The following is a 14,755-nucleotide window of genomic DNA, read 5'->3' on the forward strand; positions in this document are numbered from 1 at the left end:
GGCCTAGATCGGCGCGCTTTACATCGGCACGACGGTGACGGCGCGGCGGTTCTGCGCCCAGCTCGCCTGGTCGGAACCCAGCGCCACCGGGCGCTCCTTGCCGTAGCTGATGACGGTCATCCGCGACGAGGCAACGCCGCGCTGGGCCAGATAGTTGGCCGCCGCATTGGCGCGCCGCTCGCCGAGCGCGAGGTTATATTCGCGCGTGCCCCGCTCGTCGCAATGGCCCTCGATCGTGACGCGAACCGACGGATTGGCGATGAGCCAAGCCGCCTGCGCATCGAGGACCGCGCGATCGTCCGCATCGACATCGTGCATATTGGTGTCGAAATAGATCGTGTCGGTGCCGGCCTGGGCAATGAAATCGGCACGACTGCCGGGCACGGGACCCGTGGGCCCGGTATCATAGTCATTCGATCCGACCGGAGGCGGCGGAAGTTCGTCGGGTGCGCTTCGCGAACAGGCGCCGAGCGCCAGCAGCGAACCCGCGGCCAGCAAAATCGCGGTTTTGGAAATCTTAGTCATCATTCCATCCTCTTCTTTGTTCATGCGATGCGGCCCCGCAAACGCCGCCTGTTAAACGCGCGGGTATAAAGCCTGTTTCGTCAATCCAGCAAAGGCGACCATGACGGATCGGATGCGCCGACCGGTGTCGGCAGCCGGCGGATCATCCGTCCGGTCACGTCCACCGACCACAATGAAGGCAGCCCCTCGCCGCGCGGCGACCGAAAGAAATGGATAACCCGCCCGTTGGGCGCCCAGCTCGGCGATTCGTCCTGCCAGCCATTGGTCAGGATGCGCCGGCCCGACCCGTCGGGCCGCATCACCCCGACATTGAAGCTGCCGGTTTGCGTGAAGGCGATCAGATTGCCGCGCGGGCTCCATTCGGGCGTTGCATAGCCGCCGCCCCCGAAACTGATCCGGCGCTGATTCGAACCGTCGGCGTTCATGATGTAAAGCTGCTGCGATCCTGAGCGGTCGCTCTCGAATACGATCGAGCGGCCGTCGGGCGAGAAACTGCCGCCGGTATCGATGCCCGGCGAATTGGTAAGCCGCTCCGCCTGTCCGCCCGACACCGCAACACGATAGATATCGGTATTGCCGTTGGCGGCCATCGAAAAGACGATGTGGCGGCTGTCCGGTGAATAGCGGGCAGCGAAAGTCATATAGCGGGAATCGACGATCGTGCGCTGGCGGCCCGTCTGCAGATCGTAGAGATAGACGCGCGGCTCGTCGTTCTGATAGCTCATATAGGTAATCGTGCGGCCATCGGGCGCATAGCGCGGCGTCAGCACGATCGACTGGCCGTTGGTGAGGAAACGGTGGTTGGCGCCGTCGGTATCCATCACCGCGATCCGGCGCGTGCGGTTATCCTTGGGGCCGCTTTCCGCGACATAGACGATGCGGCTGTCGAAATAGGCGCCCTCGCCGGTCAGCCGGGCGTAGACCATGTCGGCGCAGCGATGCGCGGCGCGGCGCCAGTCGGCATAATCGACCTCATACCCGGCGCGTTCGAGCGGGGCCTGGGCAAAGACATCATAGAGATAGCAGCCGACCGTGAGCCGGCCGTTCGTTCCCGCCTGGACATAGCCCTGGACCAGATTCTGCGCGCCGACCTGGTTCCAGGACTGATAATCGGGCGACGTTACCTGCGGCATATCGACACGGCGCAGAAGCTGGCGCGCGACCGGATTGAAAAAGCCCGAATTCCGCAAATCCGCCTCGACGACCTGGGCCACCTGCCGCCCGAGATCGGCCGTGTTGCCGGCCGGCGTGTCCACGCCCCTCGGCGTCGGCATGTCGGGAATGGCGATCGAGGTCGGGTTGGCGATACCGCCGACGACATCGCCTTCGATCGGACCTGAGCCTTCGTCCTGCGCGAGCGCTGGCGTCGCAAGTGCACCCAGGCAAAGGACCAGCGCGAACCGGCGCAAGGCGGAAGACAGGAAAATCGGGGTTGCCATCGTTCGGGGCTCCTCAGGTCAACTGGGCGGGGATGAAGTTTAGCACGACATCGCTCCAGCCATTCTCGTAAAGCGCCGCAGGTAGCGGCGGCAGCGGGCAGCGCGGGTTGAGGACGGCGCTACGGGCGGCCTCCACCATCTGCGATTCATATTGGCGGTTCGATCCATCGACACCGCGCGTTCCCAATACGCTCACCTGGCCGCGGCCCAGCGAGCCATCGCGCGATGGCTGTATCCGAAGCCGCACCACGATATCCTCGGCCGCCGTGCCCGAGAGTGAGCCGAGATTGTAGCACGGCCGGATCGCATTGGTGATACGGCTGATGAGGTTGGATCTGTCGGACGAACTGACCGGCGCCGCCGACGCGGACGTGCCGGTGTCGTTCGCCTGGCCGATGCCCTCGGTGATGCCGTTCATCCGTGAGGACTGGCTTCGGGGCTGGGTGCGTTCGGGCTGCCGCTCCCGCGGCGGGGTCGGGGTCCGCCGTTCGGTCTGGCGAGGCGCCGGAGTTGGTTCGACCCGCGGCTGGGGGAGCGGCTCGACTATATCCGGGACCATCGAATCGAGATCCTGTTGCAGCGTACTATCCTGGGCGGCCGGGGCGGGACGGTCCGTCGCGGACGGCTGGAGACCTATCTCGTCGGCCAGCGTGACGGCCACCGCTTCGCGGCGCGGCGGCTCGTCGCGCGCGACGAGGGCGATCGAGAGCAGCGCGAACAGCAGCAGATGCGCGACGATCGCGGCGCCCAGGCCGATACGCTCGATCCGGTCCATCAGATCGGCTCCACCTCGGACGGCGTAAGAAGCGCTTCGCCGCCTTCGCCGGCCGGCGTTTCGGCATCGGCCTCCTCATCGCCCGGCGCGCCCGCCTCGCCCGGCGATGTCGTCACCAACGAGATACGATTGAGACCGGCGCGGTTGAGTTCACCCATCACCAGCATCACCCGGCCATAATCGAGGCTGGTATCGGCGCGCAGGAACACCGCATGGCCATCGGCGCCCGCCGGCTGCGACGCGATGGCGGCGAAGGTTGCCGCAAGCTCCACATCGGTCACCGGTACGTCATCGACGTAGATCTGCCCATTATTGTCGATCGCGATCTGGGTCGGCTCCTGCTCCTGGTCGAGCGCCCCGGCCCGGCTTTCCGGCAGTTGCACGGGAACCCCGGAAGCGAGCAACGGCGCCGTCACCATGAAGATGATCAGCAGCACGAGCATCACGTCGACGAACGGCGTGACGTTGATCTCCGCCATCGGGGCGCGGCGGCCGCGCGTCGCTTGGGAGGGCAATTGGATCGCCATCTAGCTGTCGCTCTCCAGCTCGCGGCTCAGCGTCGAATGGAAACCGTCCGCAAAGCGCGTAAGCCGCGCCTCGAGGCGATTGAGCCCATGCGTCAGCCGGTTATAGGCGATCACGGCGGGAATCGCGGCGAACAGGCCAAGCGCCGTCGCGAACAGGGCTTCCGCGATGCCCGGAGCCACAACATCGAGGCTTGTCGAAGACATGCCGGCGATATCGGTAAAGGCGCGCATGATGCCCCAGACGGTGCCGAACAGGCCGACGAACGGCGCCACCGCACCAACCGTGGCCAGAATATTGAGCCGGTCGGACAGCTTGTCCATTTCCGCCGCGATCGCAGCGCCCATCGCGGTCGATAACCGCTCGCGGGTGCCATCGCGATCGACATGGCTGTTCTTCGTCGAGCGCCGCCATTCGGAGAGCCCCGCGGAAAAGACGCGCGCCGCGGGCACTTCGTCATCGCCGCGTGCCTGGTAGAAACGGTCGATATCCTCGGCGCGCCAGAAATCGCGCTCGTAGCGCTCGCTCTTCTTGCGCATGGCGCCAATTTTCATGCCGTGACTGATGATGATCGCCCAGGTCCAGACACTGGCGAGCAAGAGCCCGACCATGACCATCTTCACGATGATATCGGCCTGCAAGAACAAGGTTAGCGGGTTCATCAGCGATTCGTTCGCGCCGATTTCGATTCCACCCATAGCGGTCAATTATCCCCTTTAATCAGCCGCTTGAATGTATCGACCCAAGCGCGCGGCTGGCGCTGGGGGCGTCCTTCTGGCGATACGAGCGCCGCTGTCACCGTCGCTTCGACCAGTATTTCGTTCATCCGCATGACTCGTTGATGAATGAAACAGCTGGCGGCGCGAACCTCGGTGACATGGCTGACAACGAGGAGGTCGTCTTCGAGTTTCGCCGGCCGGCGATATTTTATCGTCAGGTCCACGACCGCATAGGCGCCACCGCCGGATTCCATCGTCGCGCGCTGATCGATACCGGCAAGCCGCAACATGTCCGAACGCGCCCGCTCCATATAGCGCAGATAATTGGCGTGATAGACGATGCCCGTAAGGTCCGTATCTTCGAAATAGACGCGGACGGGAAAGCGGTGCTCGCTCCCGTCGAAACGGCCGGAAACCGGCTGATCGAGCATTTCGTTACGCATCCGCACTGCCTTAGCCGGGCGCGAGTCGCCGTTAAAGCGCGGATTTGCGAGCCATCCCGGTTCGGCAACCGGTCAGCGCTCGCGCTTGCTAGTCGAAAAGCCCGCTATCGCTGTCGGGCGGCGGGTTGAGACCGAGATGCTTCCAGCCCCTGGCGTTGAGCGCCCGGCCGCGCGCCGTGCGGGCGACAAGACCAAGCTGGATCAGATAGGGTTCGATCACTTCCTCGATCGTGTCGCGCGGTTCGGAGAGCCCGGCGGCGAGCGTTTCGACGCCGACCGGCCCGCCTTTGTAGATATCGGCGATCATCGTCAGATAGCGCCGATCCATCATGTCGAGGCCAAGCCTATCGACTTCCAGGCGCGTCAGCGCAGCATCGGCCGCCTTGGCATCGACCTGTTGCGATCCATCGACATGGGCGAAATCGCGGACCCGGCGCAGCAACCGCCCGGCGATCCGCGGCGTACCCCGGGCGCGGGCGGCGATCTCGTGCGCGCCATCGTCGGTAATGGGAAGATCGAGCAGGGAGGCGGCGCGCCGCACGACCAGTTCCAGCTCCTCGATGCTGTAGAAGGTGAGGCGAACGGGAATGCCGAAGCGGTCGCGCAGCGGCGTCGTGATCAGCCCCTGACGCGTCGTCGCGCCGACCAGGGTGAAGCGCGGCAGGTCGATCCGCACGCTGCGCGCGGATGGCCCCTCGCCGATGATGAGATCGAGCGCACGGTCCTCCATCGCCGGATAGAGAATTTCCTCGACCGTGGGGTTCAGCCGGTGAATCTCGTCGATGAACAGGACGTCGCCATCCTCCAGGTTCGTGAGCAGCGCCGCGAGATCGCCGGCCTTGGCGATGACCGGGCCGGAGGTGGCGCGGAAACCGACGCCGAGCTCGCGCGCGACGATCTGCGCCAAGGTCGTCTTGCCGAGACCCGGCGGGCCGAACAGCATGACATGATCGAGCGCATCGTCGCGGCCCTTGGCCGCCTCGATAAACACGCGCAGGTTATCGCAGGCCGCCTTCTGCCCGATAAACTCGGCGAGCGTCTTGGGCCGCAGCGCCGCATCGGCATCCTCGGCCTTGCGCTCGGGCGCGATCATGCGGTCGGCGTCGGTCATCGCATCAGGAACCCGATGACGACGCCGATCAGTAGGATGACTGTCAGCAGCGGCAGGAAGGAAAGAGGGCGCGGCACGGTTATCCGCGCGCGGGCCGCTTCGATTTCTTCCGGCGTCAATTCCTCAAGTTCCTCTTTCATTTCGCCGCCTTTTTCAGCGCCGTCCGCACCAGTGCGTCGAGCGTTGCGTCATCGCCGAGCTCGCCCTGCGCTGCCGCCACCGCCCGGCTCGCTTCGGCGGGCTTGAAGCCGAGGTTGAGCAGCGCGGAAACGGCGTCGGCCGAGGCGCTGCCCGCTGCCGGAACCGCGACGCCGCCCGGGGCCGCCGCGATGCCGCCGACCTTGTCCTTCAATTCATTGACGATGCGCGAAGCGAGTTTCGGGCCGACACCGGGCGAGCGGGCGACCATCGCTGCATCGCCCACTGCAATCGCGCTTTGCAGCTCTACCGTCTCGAGCGTCGAGAGGATCGCGAGCGCGACCTTGCTGCCGACGCCCTGCACGCTGCCGAGCAGCCGGAACCAGTCCCGCTCCGATGCGCTGGCAAAGCCGATCAGCCGGATAAAATCGTCGCCGACCAGCATTTCAGTATGGATCGTCACCTCGCCGCCGACCGGGCCGAGCGCCTGCAAAGTGCGCGAGGACGCGGAAACCAGATAGCCGACGCCGTTCACGTCGATCACGGCATGATCGCTGGCACTTGCTTCGAGCACACCCTTCAGCTTGGCGATCACGCGGCTTGCTCCCCAAGCGATTTCGCCCCGGCATGGTGGGCATGGGTGATCGCCACCGCCAGCGCATCGGCGGCGTCCGCGCCTACGATTTTCGCGCCGGGTAACAGGATGGCGAGCATCGCTTGGATCTGGGTCTTGTCCGCCTTGCCGACGCCAACGACGCTCTTCTTCACCTGCCGCGCCGCATATTCGCCGATCTCCACCCCCGCCCGCGCAGCTCCCAGCAGCACGACGCCGCGCGCCTGGCCGAGTTTCAATGTGCTTTGCGGATTGACGTTGACGAACACCTCCTCGACCGCCGCGGCATCGGGATCGTGTGCCTCAATAACCTCCCGGAGCGCGAGATCGAGCATATGGAGACGGCTCGCCAACGGCGATTTAGCATCCGTGCGGATTTCGCCATTGGCGATATGGCTGAGCCGGTTGCCTTGCGACCGGATAACGCCCCAGCCGGTCGTGCCGAGACCGGGGTCGAGACCAAGAATAATCATGGGCGAAACTCTAGCCCGCGCGCGTCAAGCGAGGAAGGGGGCGGATCAGCGCTTTTGGGGGCGGGATTCGAATTGCGGGCGTTTCACGTTCCAGATCAGCCCCAGCTTTTCCATGGCGACGATTACCCAGCCCGTCATATCGACCTCGAACCGGCCGACCCTGGTGAAGGCAGAGCGCGGATGCGCGTGATGGTTATTGTGCCAGCCCTCGCCGAGCGAGATCAGCGCGATGAACCAGTTGTTGCGCGCTTCGCCCTGCCCCTCGAACCGCTTGTAGCCGTAACGATGGCCGAAGCTGTTGACCGCGGCGATGGCGTGCAGAGCGAGCGCCATGCGCAGGAAGCCGGCGACCATGACGGTGCCGATCACCGCACCGGCGCCGCCGATGGCGTAACCCCAAAGTGCCGGCAACAGCAGCAACGACACCGCAAACCACAGATAGCGCGTCTTGTGCGACCATTCGATCACCGGATCGCCGACCACGCCTTTGCCGTACACATCCATGTCGGTCATGCAGTCGTCATAAGCCCAGCCGAGATGCGAATGTTTGAGGCCCTTGCGCCCGTCAAGCGCGCGGCCGTGCCCGTCATAATAGGGACTGTGGATGTCGCCGGGCTTGTCGGACAGCGCATGGTGGCGGCGATGATCGGCGACCCAGCGCTTGAGCGACCCGTAAACGCCCATCTGCGCGAGCGCGCCCAGCGCATAGCGCATCGGCGTCGATGTCTCGAAGCTCTTATGCGTGAAATAGCGATGATAGGCGATCGACATGCCGAGAATATTGAGCACGTAGAACAGAGCGAAGCCCGTCCATTCGACCCAGCCTGTCGGAAAGAGAATGATATAGGCGATCGCGGCCATCGCCCCGCCCTGTTTAACGGCAGCGTAAAAGAGATGCTCGCGCCGCCGCGACAGCGCCTCGCGCGTGCCGAAGCGCACGCCGACGAGCCCGCGCTCGATCAGCAGATCTTCGGTGGGAGAGCCGGGTGCGGGGGAAAGGGGCGCGCGCAATTGCGGGGCCTCCACGAGACCCTGCTTGCCGTTCCTGTCGATATATCGCGTTGCCATTGCCTGTCCGCCTCCGAAGCCGGATCAAGCAATAAAAATACACGAATTTTTAACTATTGCAAAAGCGTAAAATTATTACGTCAACGCCCGTTAACTATTTATCCGAGCTTCTCCATGATCTCGTCGGACACATCATAATTACCCCAGACGGTCTGGACGTCGTCATTATCGTCGAGCGCGTCGATCAGGTTCATCAGAGTCGCGGCGTCCTTTTCATTGACCTCGACTTCGACCGAGGGCCGCCAGGCGAGCTTCGCACCTTCCGGTTCCCCGACCGATTTTTCCAGTTCGCCGACCACGGCGTGGAGATCGTCGGCGGCCGTCCAGATCTCATGGCTTTCGCTATCGGACTGGATATCCTCCGCGCCGGCCTCCAGCGCAGCCTCCAGCATCTTCTCGGAATTACCGGCGCTCGCCGGATAGGTGATCAGGCCGAGCCGTTCGAAACCGTGCGCGACGGAACCCGATTCGCCCATATTGCCGCCATTCTTCGAAAAGATCGTGCGGACATCGGTGACCGTGCGGTTGCGGTTGTCGGTCAGGGTTTCGACGATCAGGCTGACGCCGCCGGGGCCGAAGCCCTCGAAACGAATTTCCTCGTAATTGTCCGCATCGCCCATGCTCGCCTTGTCGATAGCGCGCTGGATATTGTCCTTGGGCATGGACTGGCCGCGCGCCGTGTTGACCGCGAGGCGGAGGCGCGGGTTCATGTCGGGATCGGGCGTGCCCATCTTGGCCGCGACGGTGATCTCGCGGCTCAGCTTGGAAAATAGCGCCGCGCGCTTTTTATCCTGTGCGCCCTTGCGGTGCATGATGTTCTTGAATTTGGAATGGCCTGCCATGGTCTCGTTTTTTGCTACTTTTGAAGGAATGCGGGGGCCTTAGCTTAGCGGGACGCCCATCTGCAACGTCAAAGCCGCTTCTGCCACCAGCCGACATCGCGCCAGCCGCCGAATTTCCAGCCGACCTCGCGATAGACGCCGATCTTCTCGAAGCCCACAGCTTCGTGGAGCGCGATGCTGGCATCGTTGGGAAGCGCGATACCGGCAAAGGCGGCGTGCATCTCATGCCGCGCCAGCAGCGGCAGCAATTCGGCATAAAGCGCCCGACCGATGCCCTCGCCGGCGCGGTTTTGCGGCACATAGATCGCAACGTCGCAGGAAAAGCGATAGGCTTCGCGCAGCCGGTGCGGCGAACCATAGGCATAGCCTGCGACACGACCGTTGCGTACCGCCACGACCCATCCATGCGAGGCCCCATAGCCTTCGATCCGCCGCTTCATCTCGCGAACCGAGGGCACTTCTTCCTCGAAGCTGACCCAGGTTTCCTCGACGAAAGGCGCGTAGATGTCGCGGCACGCCTCCGCGTCTTCGGGCCGGCCGGGGCGGACCCCGATCGTCACCCGAGCTTTACGGCGGTGCCCGAGACCGAAACCATCAGCATCGATCCCGTTTCGCCGATCACCTCATAATCGAGATCGACGCCGACAATCGCATCGGCATCCGCATCCTCGGCCTCATGTTCGAGATCGGCAAAGGCTTCGCGCCGGGCGGTCTTCAGCGCCTTTTCATAGGCGCCCGCGCGTCCACCAACGATATCGCGAACCTTGGCGAACATATCCGAAAAGATATTGGCGCCGATAATCGCCTCGCCCGTCACGACACCGCAATAGCGCGTGATCGGACGGCCTTCGATGGTCGGCGTGGTGGTGATGATCATCTATGGCAGCTCCTCGAAACAAGACGCTCCCTATAGACCTATTCGATGCCGAGCGCAGCCTTGTAGGTTTCCAGCAGGTCGTCCTGCTCGCGCCTGTCCTGAGTGTCCATTTTCCTGAGGCGAACGACCTGGCGCATGACCTTGGGATCATAGCCGACGGCCTTGGCCTCGGCATAAACATCGCGAATATCGTCGGCCATGGCCTTCTTTTCTTCCTCGAGCCTTTCGATTCGCTCGATCAGCAGCCGCAACCTGTCCGCCTGTACCGCGCCTTCCGCCATGATATGATCTTTCTTGCCTGGATGGGAGAGCGGGAGGCTCTAGGCGAGCCGCTCCCCGGGCTCAAGCATTCTTCGCTATGCTGTCCTGCATCCGCTGCAATTGTTCTTCAGTGGCCTCGCCCTGGAAGCAGCTTTTCCATTCGTCATAAGGCATGCCGTAGATCGCCGCGCGCGCCGCATCCTTCGACAATTCCACGCCGCGGTCGGTCGACGCCTCGGCGATCCAGTCCGACAGACAATTGCGACAAAAGCCGGCCAGACCCATCAAATCGATATTCTCGGCATCGCTGCGGTGCCGCAGATGCGCAACGAGACGCCGAAAGGCCGCCGCCGCCACGGCATCGTCGATTTCGGGCATGATCGGTTGGTCGCTCATCGATTGGCTCCTGTTCGCGCGGGAGGCCCCTCACGCGGTTTCGCTGTGCGCAGTTGCACTGTAACGATAAGATTGTAGAGCCCCGAAGAGAAGGCAAGCCGTCTAGTACACGCCAAAGGGAGGCTTAGTGGCCGCAGATACCGCTCCGCGCCAGCGCAAGGTTCGCATCCTCGCAACCCTCGGTCCGTCCAGCGCGAATCCGGAAATGATCGGGAAGCTCTACCGCGCCGGGGCCGACGCCTTCCGGCTGAATATGAGCCATGGCAAGCATGAGGATCTCGAAGTCGCGATCGCAGCGATCCGCGCGCTTGAGCGCGATGTCCGGCGGCCGATGACGATTCTGGCCGATCTTCAGGGGCCAAAGCTCCGGGTCGGGCAATTCGCCGACGGGCTCGTCCAGCTCGAGCCCGGTTCGGCGTTCATAGTCGACCGCGACGAAACGCCCGGCGACAGGAGTCGCGTCACCCTACCGCATCCTGAGGTCTTCGAGGCGATCGAAACGGGCGCGCGGCTGCTGCTCGACGACGGCAAGATCGTACTGCGGGTAACCGCCGCCGGAGCCGAGCGAATCGAGACCATCGTCGAGGTCGGCGGTCCGCTTTCAAACAATAAGGGCCTCAACGTCCCCGATGTGATCGTGCCGATGGCCGCGCTCACCGACAAGGATCGCGCGGACCTGACCTTTGCGCTCGACAATGGCGTCGACTGGATCGCTCTATCCTTCGTCCAGAAGCCCGAGGATGTGGCCGAGGCCCGGCAACTGATCCAGGGGCGCGCCGCACTGCTCGCCAAGATCGAAAAGCCCTCGGCGGTCAGGCGGATCGACGAAATCCTCGAAACCGCCGATGCGGTCATGGTCGCGCGCGGCGATCTCGGCGTCGAACTGCCGCCCGAGGATGTGCCGCCCCTCCAGAAGCAGATCGTCGAAAAGGCGCGGATGCTGGGCCGACCGGTGGTGGTCGCAACGCAGATGCTCGAATCGATGATCCGCTCGCCGACCCCGACGCGCGCCGAAGTCTCGGACGTCGCGACCGCCGTCTATGACGGCGCCGATGCGATCATGCTCTCGGCGGAAAGCGCGGCCGGCGACTGGCCCGAGGAAGCGGTGCGGATGATGGATAAGATCGCGACCGCGGTCGAAGCCGATCCCTCGCACTGGGCGCGCGTCCATTTCACCGAGACCAAGCCCGACGCGACAAGCGCCGACGCGCTGGCCGAAGCCTCGAACGGGATCGCACAGACGGTGTCGGCGAGCGCGATCATCTGTTTCACGACCTCGGGCTCGACCGCGCGGCGCGTCTCGCGCGAACGCCCCTCGGTGCCGCTGCTCGTGCTGACGCCGAAGCTGAAGACCGCGCGGCGTCTGGGCCTCCTCTGGGGCGCACATTCGGTGCACACCCGCGACGTCGCAAATTTCGAAGAGATGGTCGCCAAGTCGAAACGCATGGCACTACGCGCGCAGATCGCCAAGGGCGGCGACCGGGTGATCGTGATGGCGGGCGTTCCCTTCGGCACGCCGGGGTCTACCAACGTGCTGCACATCGTTCGCCTTCTCGGCGACGAGCTGGAACGGCATACAGAGGACGAGATCGAACGGGACGACTAGGCTAAAGCTCTAGTCCAGCACGCCCCAATCGGCGAGCGCGGCTTCCAACCGCGCGGCATCCTGAAAATGATGGCCGGCAAAGCCTTCCGCCTCGGCCGCGCGGATATTCTCCTCGCGATCGTCGATGAACAGGCCTTCACCGGGTGCCAGCCCGAAGCGCTTAAGCGCAAGCCGATAGATGGCCGGATCGGGCTTCAGCAGTTTCTCCTCGCCCGAAATCACGATGTCGCGGAAATGATCGATGACCGGCGCGGTCGGCCGGAACAGCGCCCAGAATTCGGTGCCGAAATTGGTGATCGCGTAGAGCGGCACATCGCGTTCGGCGAGCCGGCCGACCAGCGCATGGACGCCGGGCACCGGGCCGGGGATGGTTTCCATCCAGCGATCAACATAGGCCTCGATCAGCGGCGCATGGTGGGGAAATTCGGCGCTCCGCTCCTCGACCATGGCCGCGAGCGGACGCCCGGCATCGTGCTGGGCATGCCAGTCGAAGGTTACGACGTTTTCAAGAACCCAGTCGCGCTCGTCCTCGTCCTCGATCAGTTTCTCGAAGAGGAAGCGGGGATCCCAGCGGTAAAGGACGTTGCCGACATCGAAGACGACGGCGCGTGCAGCCATTAGCCCTGGCGCGCTTTGAACCTGCGATTGGTCTTGTTGATCACATAGGTGCGGCCACGACGGCGAATCACGCGATTGTCGCGATGGCGGCCCTTGAGCGATTTCAGTGAATTACGGACTTTCATGGCGCTGCCCGGCCTTTTTCGTTAGTTCGGTTGTCGGAATTGAAGCGCGCAACTAGGTGGGCGCCACTTCAAAGTCAAGCTTTTACGGCCTTTTCGCCGGTTTTGGAGAGGATGAGAGAGATGAAGCGGTTATTGCCTCTTTTCGCGGTGCTGGCCGCCTGTGCGGCCCCGGCCACGAGCGCCGAACCACCCTTTTCCGGCGATCTCCTGATTACCGGCAACAAGGCCGAGGACACCGTAAGCATCATCGATCTGGGCAGCGGCGAGGAACTCGCCCGCCTCGAAACCGGCGACCAGCCGCATGAAATTGCGATTTCTCCGGATGGCGCGCGCGCCGCGGTGGTTTCCTATGGCGGAACTACGGTCGACATCTTCGATATCGCTACGGCCAGCCGCGTGGACCGGATAGACCTTTCGCCCAACAGCCGACCGCACGGCCTGCTCTGGCTCGCCGACAACCGGCTCGTCGCAACCACCGAAGGCAGCGGCACGCTGACCATCGTGGATATGGATGATGGCGCAATTTCGGCGATCGAGACCGGCCAGCAGGTTTCGCACATGGTCGCCGTCAATCCGGAACGCACGCGCGCTTATGTCACCAATATGGGATCGGGCACCGTCACGGCGATCGATCTGGAGGCAGGCGCAAAGATTCGCGATCTCGATGCCGGCGAATCGCCCGAGGGGCTGGCGCTGTCGCCGGATGGCGCCACACTCTGGGTGGCGGACCGCGACAATGCGATGCTCTATGCCTTCGATACGGCGAACTTTGCGCGCACCGCCGAAATCCCGGTCGGCAATTTCCCCATCCGCGTCGCCGTGAGCCCCGATGGCGCGACCGTCGTCACCTCCAACTATGCCGATGGCGGCTTGACGCTCGTCGATGCGGAAACCCGCGATGTACGCCGGATCCTGACGATTTCCGGCAGCGCAAGCGCCGCACAGGTGACGATTCTCTTCTCGCCCGACGGACGGACGCTCTACGCCGCCGAGACCGGACGGGCGCGAGTCGCTGCCATCAATATGGATAGCGGCGAGGTAATCCGGCGCTATGATGCCGGCGAGGGAAGCGACGGGCTTGCGGTGACCCGGATCGAACCGACCGACTAGAGCCGCCTAGTCGAGCCGCCTTTCCCAGGCGAGCGCATGGGCGACGATCGTATCGAGATCGTCGAGCTTCGGCCGCCAGGGCAGGGTTTCAAGGATCGCGCTATTGTCCGCGGTCAGCGCATCGGGATCGCCGGCGCGGCGCGCCTCCATCACGCGCTTTATCGGCTTGTTGGTGGCCCGGTCGATCGCATCAAGCACCTCAAGCACAGAAAAGCCCCGGCCATAGCCGCAATTGAGCGTGTAGCTTTCGGCCGGATCGGCGATCAGCTTTTCCAGCGCATGGACATGCGCGGCGGCAAGATCGCCGACATGGATATAATCACGCACACCCGTCCCGTCCGGCGTGTCGTAATCGGTGCCGTAGACCGCCACGCTCTCTCGCTTGCCAAGCGCCGCCTCGACGGCAACCTTGATCAGGTGCGTCGCCCCGGCGGTCGACTGGCCCGAACGACCTTCGGGATCGGCGCCGGCGACGTTGAAATAGCGCAGCGCGCAGTAGTTGATCGGATGCGCCGCGGCGGTGTCGCGCAGCATCCATTCGGTCATCAGCTTGGAACGGCCATAGGGATTGATCGGCACGGTAGGCATATCTTCGCGCACCGGGATCGTATCGGGAACGCCGTAGGTCGCGGCGGTCGAAGAAAAGATGAAATGCGGGACGCCGAGCGAGACCGCCGTCTCGATCAATGCCCGGCTCTTTGCCGTGTTGTTGTCATAATATTTGAGCGGGTCTTCGACCGATTCGGGAACGACGACCGACCCGGCAAAATGCATGATCGCCTTGATTCCATGGTTTTCGATCAGCCCCCCGACGAGCGCCGCGTCGGCCACATCGCCCTTGGCGAAGGTCGCGCGTTCGGGAACCGCCGAGCGAAACCCGGTGACGAGATTATCGAGCACAATAACCGGCCAGCCGGCATCGAGCAGCGCCAGCGCCGCGTGGCTGCCGATATAGCCGGCTCCGCCGGTCACCAGAACCGCCGGCTTTTCGCTCGTCTCGTTCACCTTGCGTTGACTCCCTTTCGCAGCCTTTTCGTGCGACAATCGTTGATAGGGTAGCGCCCGTTATAGCGCCCCGGGTCGTGTTATGG

21 protein-coding genes are annotated in these 14,755 nt (G+C 63.9%); 2 read left to right on the forward strand and 19 right to left on the reverse strand.

Going from position 1 to position 14,755, the window contains the following annotated elements; all coding sequences use genetic code 11:
• Nucleotides 1–18: 18 nt before the first annotated feature.
• The 16 genes from pal to H6P80_RS00610 form a co-directional block, all read right to left on the reverse strand.
• A complete protein-coding gene (pal, locus tag H6P80_RS00535; protein WP_185799409.1) occupies nt 19–528 on the reverse strand; it encodes a peptidoglycan-associated lipoprotein Pal in 510 nt (169 codons plus the stop codon).
• Between the two features lie 77 nt (nt 529–605).
• Complete coding sequence (gene tolB / locus H6P80_RS00540; protein ID WP_407947224.1) at nt 606–1,946, reverse strand: Tol-Pal system beta propeller repeat protein TolB; 1,341 nt, start codon at nt 1,944–1,946, stop codon at nt 606–608.
• 31 nt (nt 1,947–1,977) lie between these two features.
• Nucleotides 1,978–2,739, reverse strand: coding sequence for a hypothetical protein (locus H6P80_RS00545; protein WP_185799411.1), 762 nt, complete (start codon nt 2,737–2,739; stop codon nt 1,978–1,980).
• A complete protein-coding gene (locus H6P80_RS00550) occupies nt 2,739–3,266 on the reverse strand; it encodes an ExbD/TolR family protein (protein ID WP_185799412.1) in 528 nt (175 codons plus the stop codon). The genes H6P80_RS00545 and H6P80_RS00550 overlap by 1 nt, the downstream gene beginning before the upstream one ends.
• Nucleotides 3,267–3,962 (reverse strand): protein TolQ, encoded by a 696-nt coding sequence (gene tolQ, locus H6P80_RS00555; RefSeq protein WP_185799413.1) that lies wholly within the window; start codon nt 3,960–3,962, stop codon nt 3,267–3,269. It abuts the gene before it with no gap.
• Nucleotides 3,963–3,967: 5 nt separating this feature from the next.
• Complete coding sequence (gene ybgC, locus H6P80_RS00560; protein WP_185799414.1) at nt 3,968–4,426, reverse strand: tol-pal system-associated acyl-CoA thioesterase; 459 nt, start codon at nt 4,424–4,426, stop codon at nt 3,968–3,970.
• A gap of 88 nt (nt 4,427–4,514) precedes the next feature.
• Nucleotides 4,515–5,537, reverse strand: coding sequence for a Holliday junction branch migration DNA helicase RuvB (gene ruvB / locus H6P80_RS00565; RefSeq protein WP_185799415.1), 1,023 nt, complete (start codon nt 5,535–5,537; stop codon nt 4,515–4,517).
• Nucleotides 5,534–5,677 (reverse strand): hypothetical protein, encoded by a 144-nt coding sequence (locus H6P80_RS00570; RefSeq protein WP_185799416.1) that lies wholly within the window; start codon nt 5,675–5,677, stop codon nt 5,534–5,536. The genes ruvB and H6P80_RS00570 overlap by 4 nt, the downstream gene beginning before the upstream one ends.
• A complete protein-coding gene (gene ruvA / locus H6P80_RS00575) occupies nt 5,674–6,270 on the reverse strand; it encodes a Holliday junction branch migration protein RuvA (protein WP_185799417.1) in 597 nt (198 codons plus the stop codon). Before ruvA ends, H6P80_RS00570 begins: the two co-directional genes overlap by 4 nt.
• A complete protein-coding gene (gene ruvC, locus H6P80_RS00580) occupies nt 6,267–6,761 on the reverse strand; it encodes a crossover junction endodeoxyribonuclease RuvC (protein WP_185799418.1) in 495 nt (164 codons plus the stop codon). Before ruvC ends, ruvA begins: the two co-directional genes overlap by 4 nt.
• Before the next feature lie 45 nt (nt 6,762–6,806).
• A complete protein-coding gene (locus tag H6P80_RS00585) occupies nt 6,807–7,829 on the reverse strand; it encodes an acyl-CoA desaturase (protein ID WP_185799419.1) in 1,023 nt (340 codons plus the stop codon).
• A gap of 98 nt (nt 7,830–7,927) precedes the next feature.
• The gene (locus H6P80_RS00590) at nt 7,928–8,671 is read right to left on the reverse strand and encodes a YebC/PmpR family DNA-binding transcriptional regulator (protein WP_185799420.1); all 744 of its coding nucleotides are present in this window, start codon (nt 8,669–8,671) and stop codon (nt 7,928–7,930) included.
• Between the two features lie 68 nt (nt 8,672–8,739).
• A complete protein-coding gene (locus tag H6P80_RS00595; RefSeq protein ID WP_185799421.1) occupies nt 8,740–9,231 on the reverse strand; it encodes an arsinothricin resistance N-acetyltransferase ArsN1 family B in 492 nt (163 codons plus the stop codon).
• Nucleotides 9,228–9,548: a heavy metal-binding domain-containing protein gene (locus tag H6P80_RS00600; protein ID WP_185799422.1), complete on the reverse strand. Its 321-nt coding sequence runs from the start codon at nt 9,546–9,548 to the stop codon at nt 9,228–9,230. Before H6P80_RS00600 ends, H6P80_RS00595 begins: the two co-directional genes overlap by 4 nt.
• Nucleotides 9,549–9,586: 38 nt before the next feature.
• The gene (locus H6P80_RS00605) at nt 9,587–9,829 is read right to left on the reverse strand and encodes a DUF2312 domain-containing protein (RefSeq protein ID WP_185799423.1); all 243 of its coding nucleotides are present in this window, start codon (nt 9,827–9,829) and stop codon (nt 9,587–9,589) included.
• Between the two features lie 61 nt (nt 9,830–9,890).
• A complete protein-coding gene (locus H6P80_RS00610; RefSeq protein WP_185799424.1) occupies nt 9,891–10,205 on the reverse strand; it encodes a DUF1244 domain-containing protein in 315 nt (104 codons plus the stop codon).
• Nucleotides 10,206–10,332: 127 nt separating this feature from the next.
• On the opposite strand from H6P80_RS00610, the gene pyk reads away from it, so the two are divergent.
• Nucleotides 10,333–11,811, forward strand: a complete 1,479-nt coding sequence (gene pyk / locus H6P80_RS00615) for a pyruvate kinase (RefSeq protein ID WP_185799425.1) — start codon at nt 10,333–10,335, stop codon at nt 11,809–11,811.
• A gap of 9 nt (nt 11,812–11,820) precedes the next feature.
• Here the strand turns inward: pyk and H6P80_RS00620 are convergent, their stop codons facing one another.
• Nucleotides 11,821–12,429, reverse strand: coding sequence for an HAD family hydrolase (locus H6P80_RS00620; RefSeq protein ID WP_185799426.1), 609 nt, complete (start codon nt 12,427–12,429; stop codon nt 11,821–11,823).
• Nucleotides 12,429–12,554 carry a type B 50S ribosomal protein L36 gene (gene ykgO, locus H6P80_RS00625; RefSeq protein WP_116236560.1) on the reverse strand — a complete coding sequence of 42 codons (126 nt, stop codon included), beginning with the start codon at nt 12,552–12,554 and terminating at the stop codon, nt 12,429–12,431. The genes H6P80_RS00620 and ykgO overlap by 1 nt, the downstream gene beginning before the upstream one ends.
• Before the next feature lie 120 nt (nt 12,555–12,674).
• Between ykgO and H6P80_RS00630 the strand changes: the two genes are divergently transcribed.
• A complete protein-coding gene (locus tag H6P80_RS00630) occupies nt 12,675–13,664 on the forward strand; it encodes an LpqB family beta-propeller domain-containing protein (RefSeq protein ID WP_185799427.1) in 990 nt (329 codons plus the stop codon).
• 6 nt (nt 13,665–13,670) lie between these two features.
• On the opposite strand, the gene galE is transcribed toward H6P80_RS00630, so the two are convergent.
• On the reverse strand, nt 13,671–14,669 hold the full coding sequence (gene galE, locus H6P80_RS00635) for a UDP-glucose 4-epimerase GalE (protein ID WP_185799428.1): 999 nt from the start codon (nt 14,667–14,669) through the stop codon (nt 13,671–13,673).
• Nucleotides 14,670–14,755: the final 86 nt, after the last annotated feature.

The sequence above is a fragment of the Parasphingopyxis marina genome (genome assembly GCF_014237875.1).
In the GTDB taxonomy this organism is placed as follows: domain Bacteria; phylum Pseudomonadota; class Alphaproteobacteria; order Sphingomonadales; family Sphingomonadaceae; genus Parasphingopyxis; species Parasphingopyxis marina.

Coding starts and splice junctions, on each gene's coding strand:
- pal (WP_185799409.1), bottom strand. CDS start 528: ATGATGACTAAGATTTCCAAAACCGCGATTTTGCTGGCCGCGGGTTCG.
- H6P80_RS00545 (WP_185799411.1), bottom strand. CDS start 2,739: ATGGACCGGATCGAGCGTATCGGCCTGGGCGCCGCGATCGTCGCGCAT.
- H6P80_RS00550 (WP_185799412.1), bottom strand. CDS start 3,266: ATGGCGATCCAATTGCCCTCCCAAGCGACGCGCGGCCGCCGCGCCCCG.
- tolQ (WP_185799413.1), bottom strand. CDS start 3,962: ATGGGTGGAATCGAAATCGGCGCGAACGAATCGCTGATGAACCCGCTA.
- ybgC (WP_185799414.1), bottom strand. CDS start 4,426: ATGCGTAACGAAATGCTCGATCAGCCGGTTTCCGGCCGTTTCGACGGG.
- ruvB (WP_185799415.1), bottom strand. CDS start 5,537: ATGACCGACGCCGACCGCATGATCGCGCCCGAGCGCAAGGCCGAGGAT.
- H6P80_RS00570 (WP_185799416.1), bottom strand. CDS start 5,677: ATGAAAGAGGAACTTGAGGAATTGACGCCGGAAGAAATCGAAGCGGCC.
- ruvC (WP_185799418.1), bottom strand. CDS start 6,761: ATGATTATTCTTGGTCTCGACCCCGGTCTCGGCACGACCGGCTGGGGC.
- H6P80_RS00585 (WP_185799419.1), bottom strand. CDS start 7,829: ATGGCAACGCGATATATCGACAGGAACGGCAAGCAGGGTCTCGTGGAG.
- H6P80_RS00590 (WP_185799420.1), bottom strand. CDS start 8,671: ATGGCAGGCCATTCCAAATTCAAGAACATCATGCACCGCAAGGGCGCA.
- H6P80_RS00600 (WP_185799422.1), bottom strand. CDS start 9,548: ATGATCATCACCACCACGCCGACCATCGAAGGCCGTCCGATCACGCGC.
- H6P80_RS00605 (WP_185799423.1), bottom strand. CDS start 9,829: ATGGCGGAAGGCGCGGTACAGGCGGACAGGTTGCGGCTGCTGATCGAG.
- H6P80_RS00610 (WP_185799424.1), bottom strand. CDS start 10,205: ATGAGCGACCAACCGATCATGCCCGAAATCGACGATGCCGTGGCGGCG.
- H6P80_RS00620 (WP_185799426.1), bottom strand. CDS start 12,429: ATGGCTGCACGCGCCGTCGTCTTCGATGTCGGCAACGTCCTTTACCGC.
- ykgO (WP_116236560.1), bottom strand. CDS start 12,554: ATGAAAGTCCGTAATTCACTGAAATCGCTCAAGGGCCGCCATCGCGAC.
- H6P80_RS00630 (WP_185799427.1), top strand. CDS start 12,675: ATGAAGCGGTTATTGCCTCTTTTCGCGGTGCTGGCCGCCTGTGCGGCC.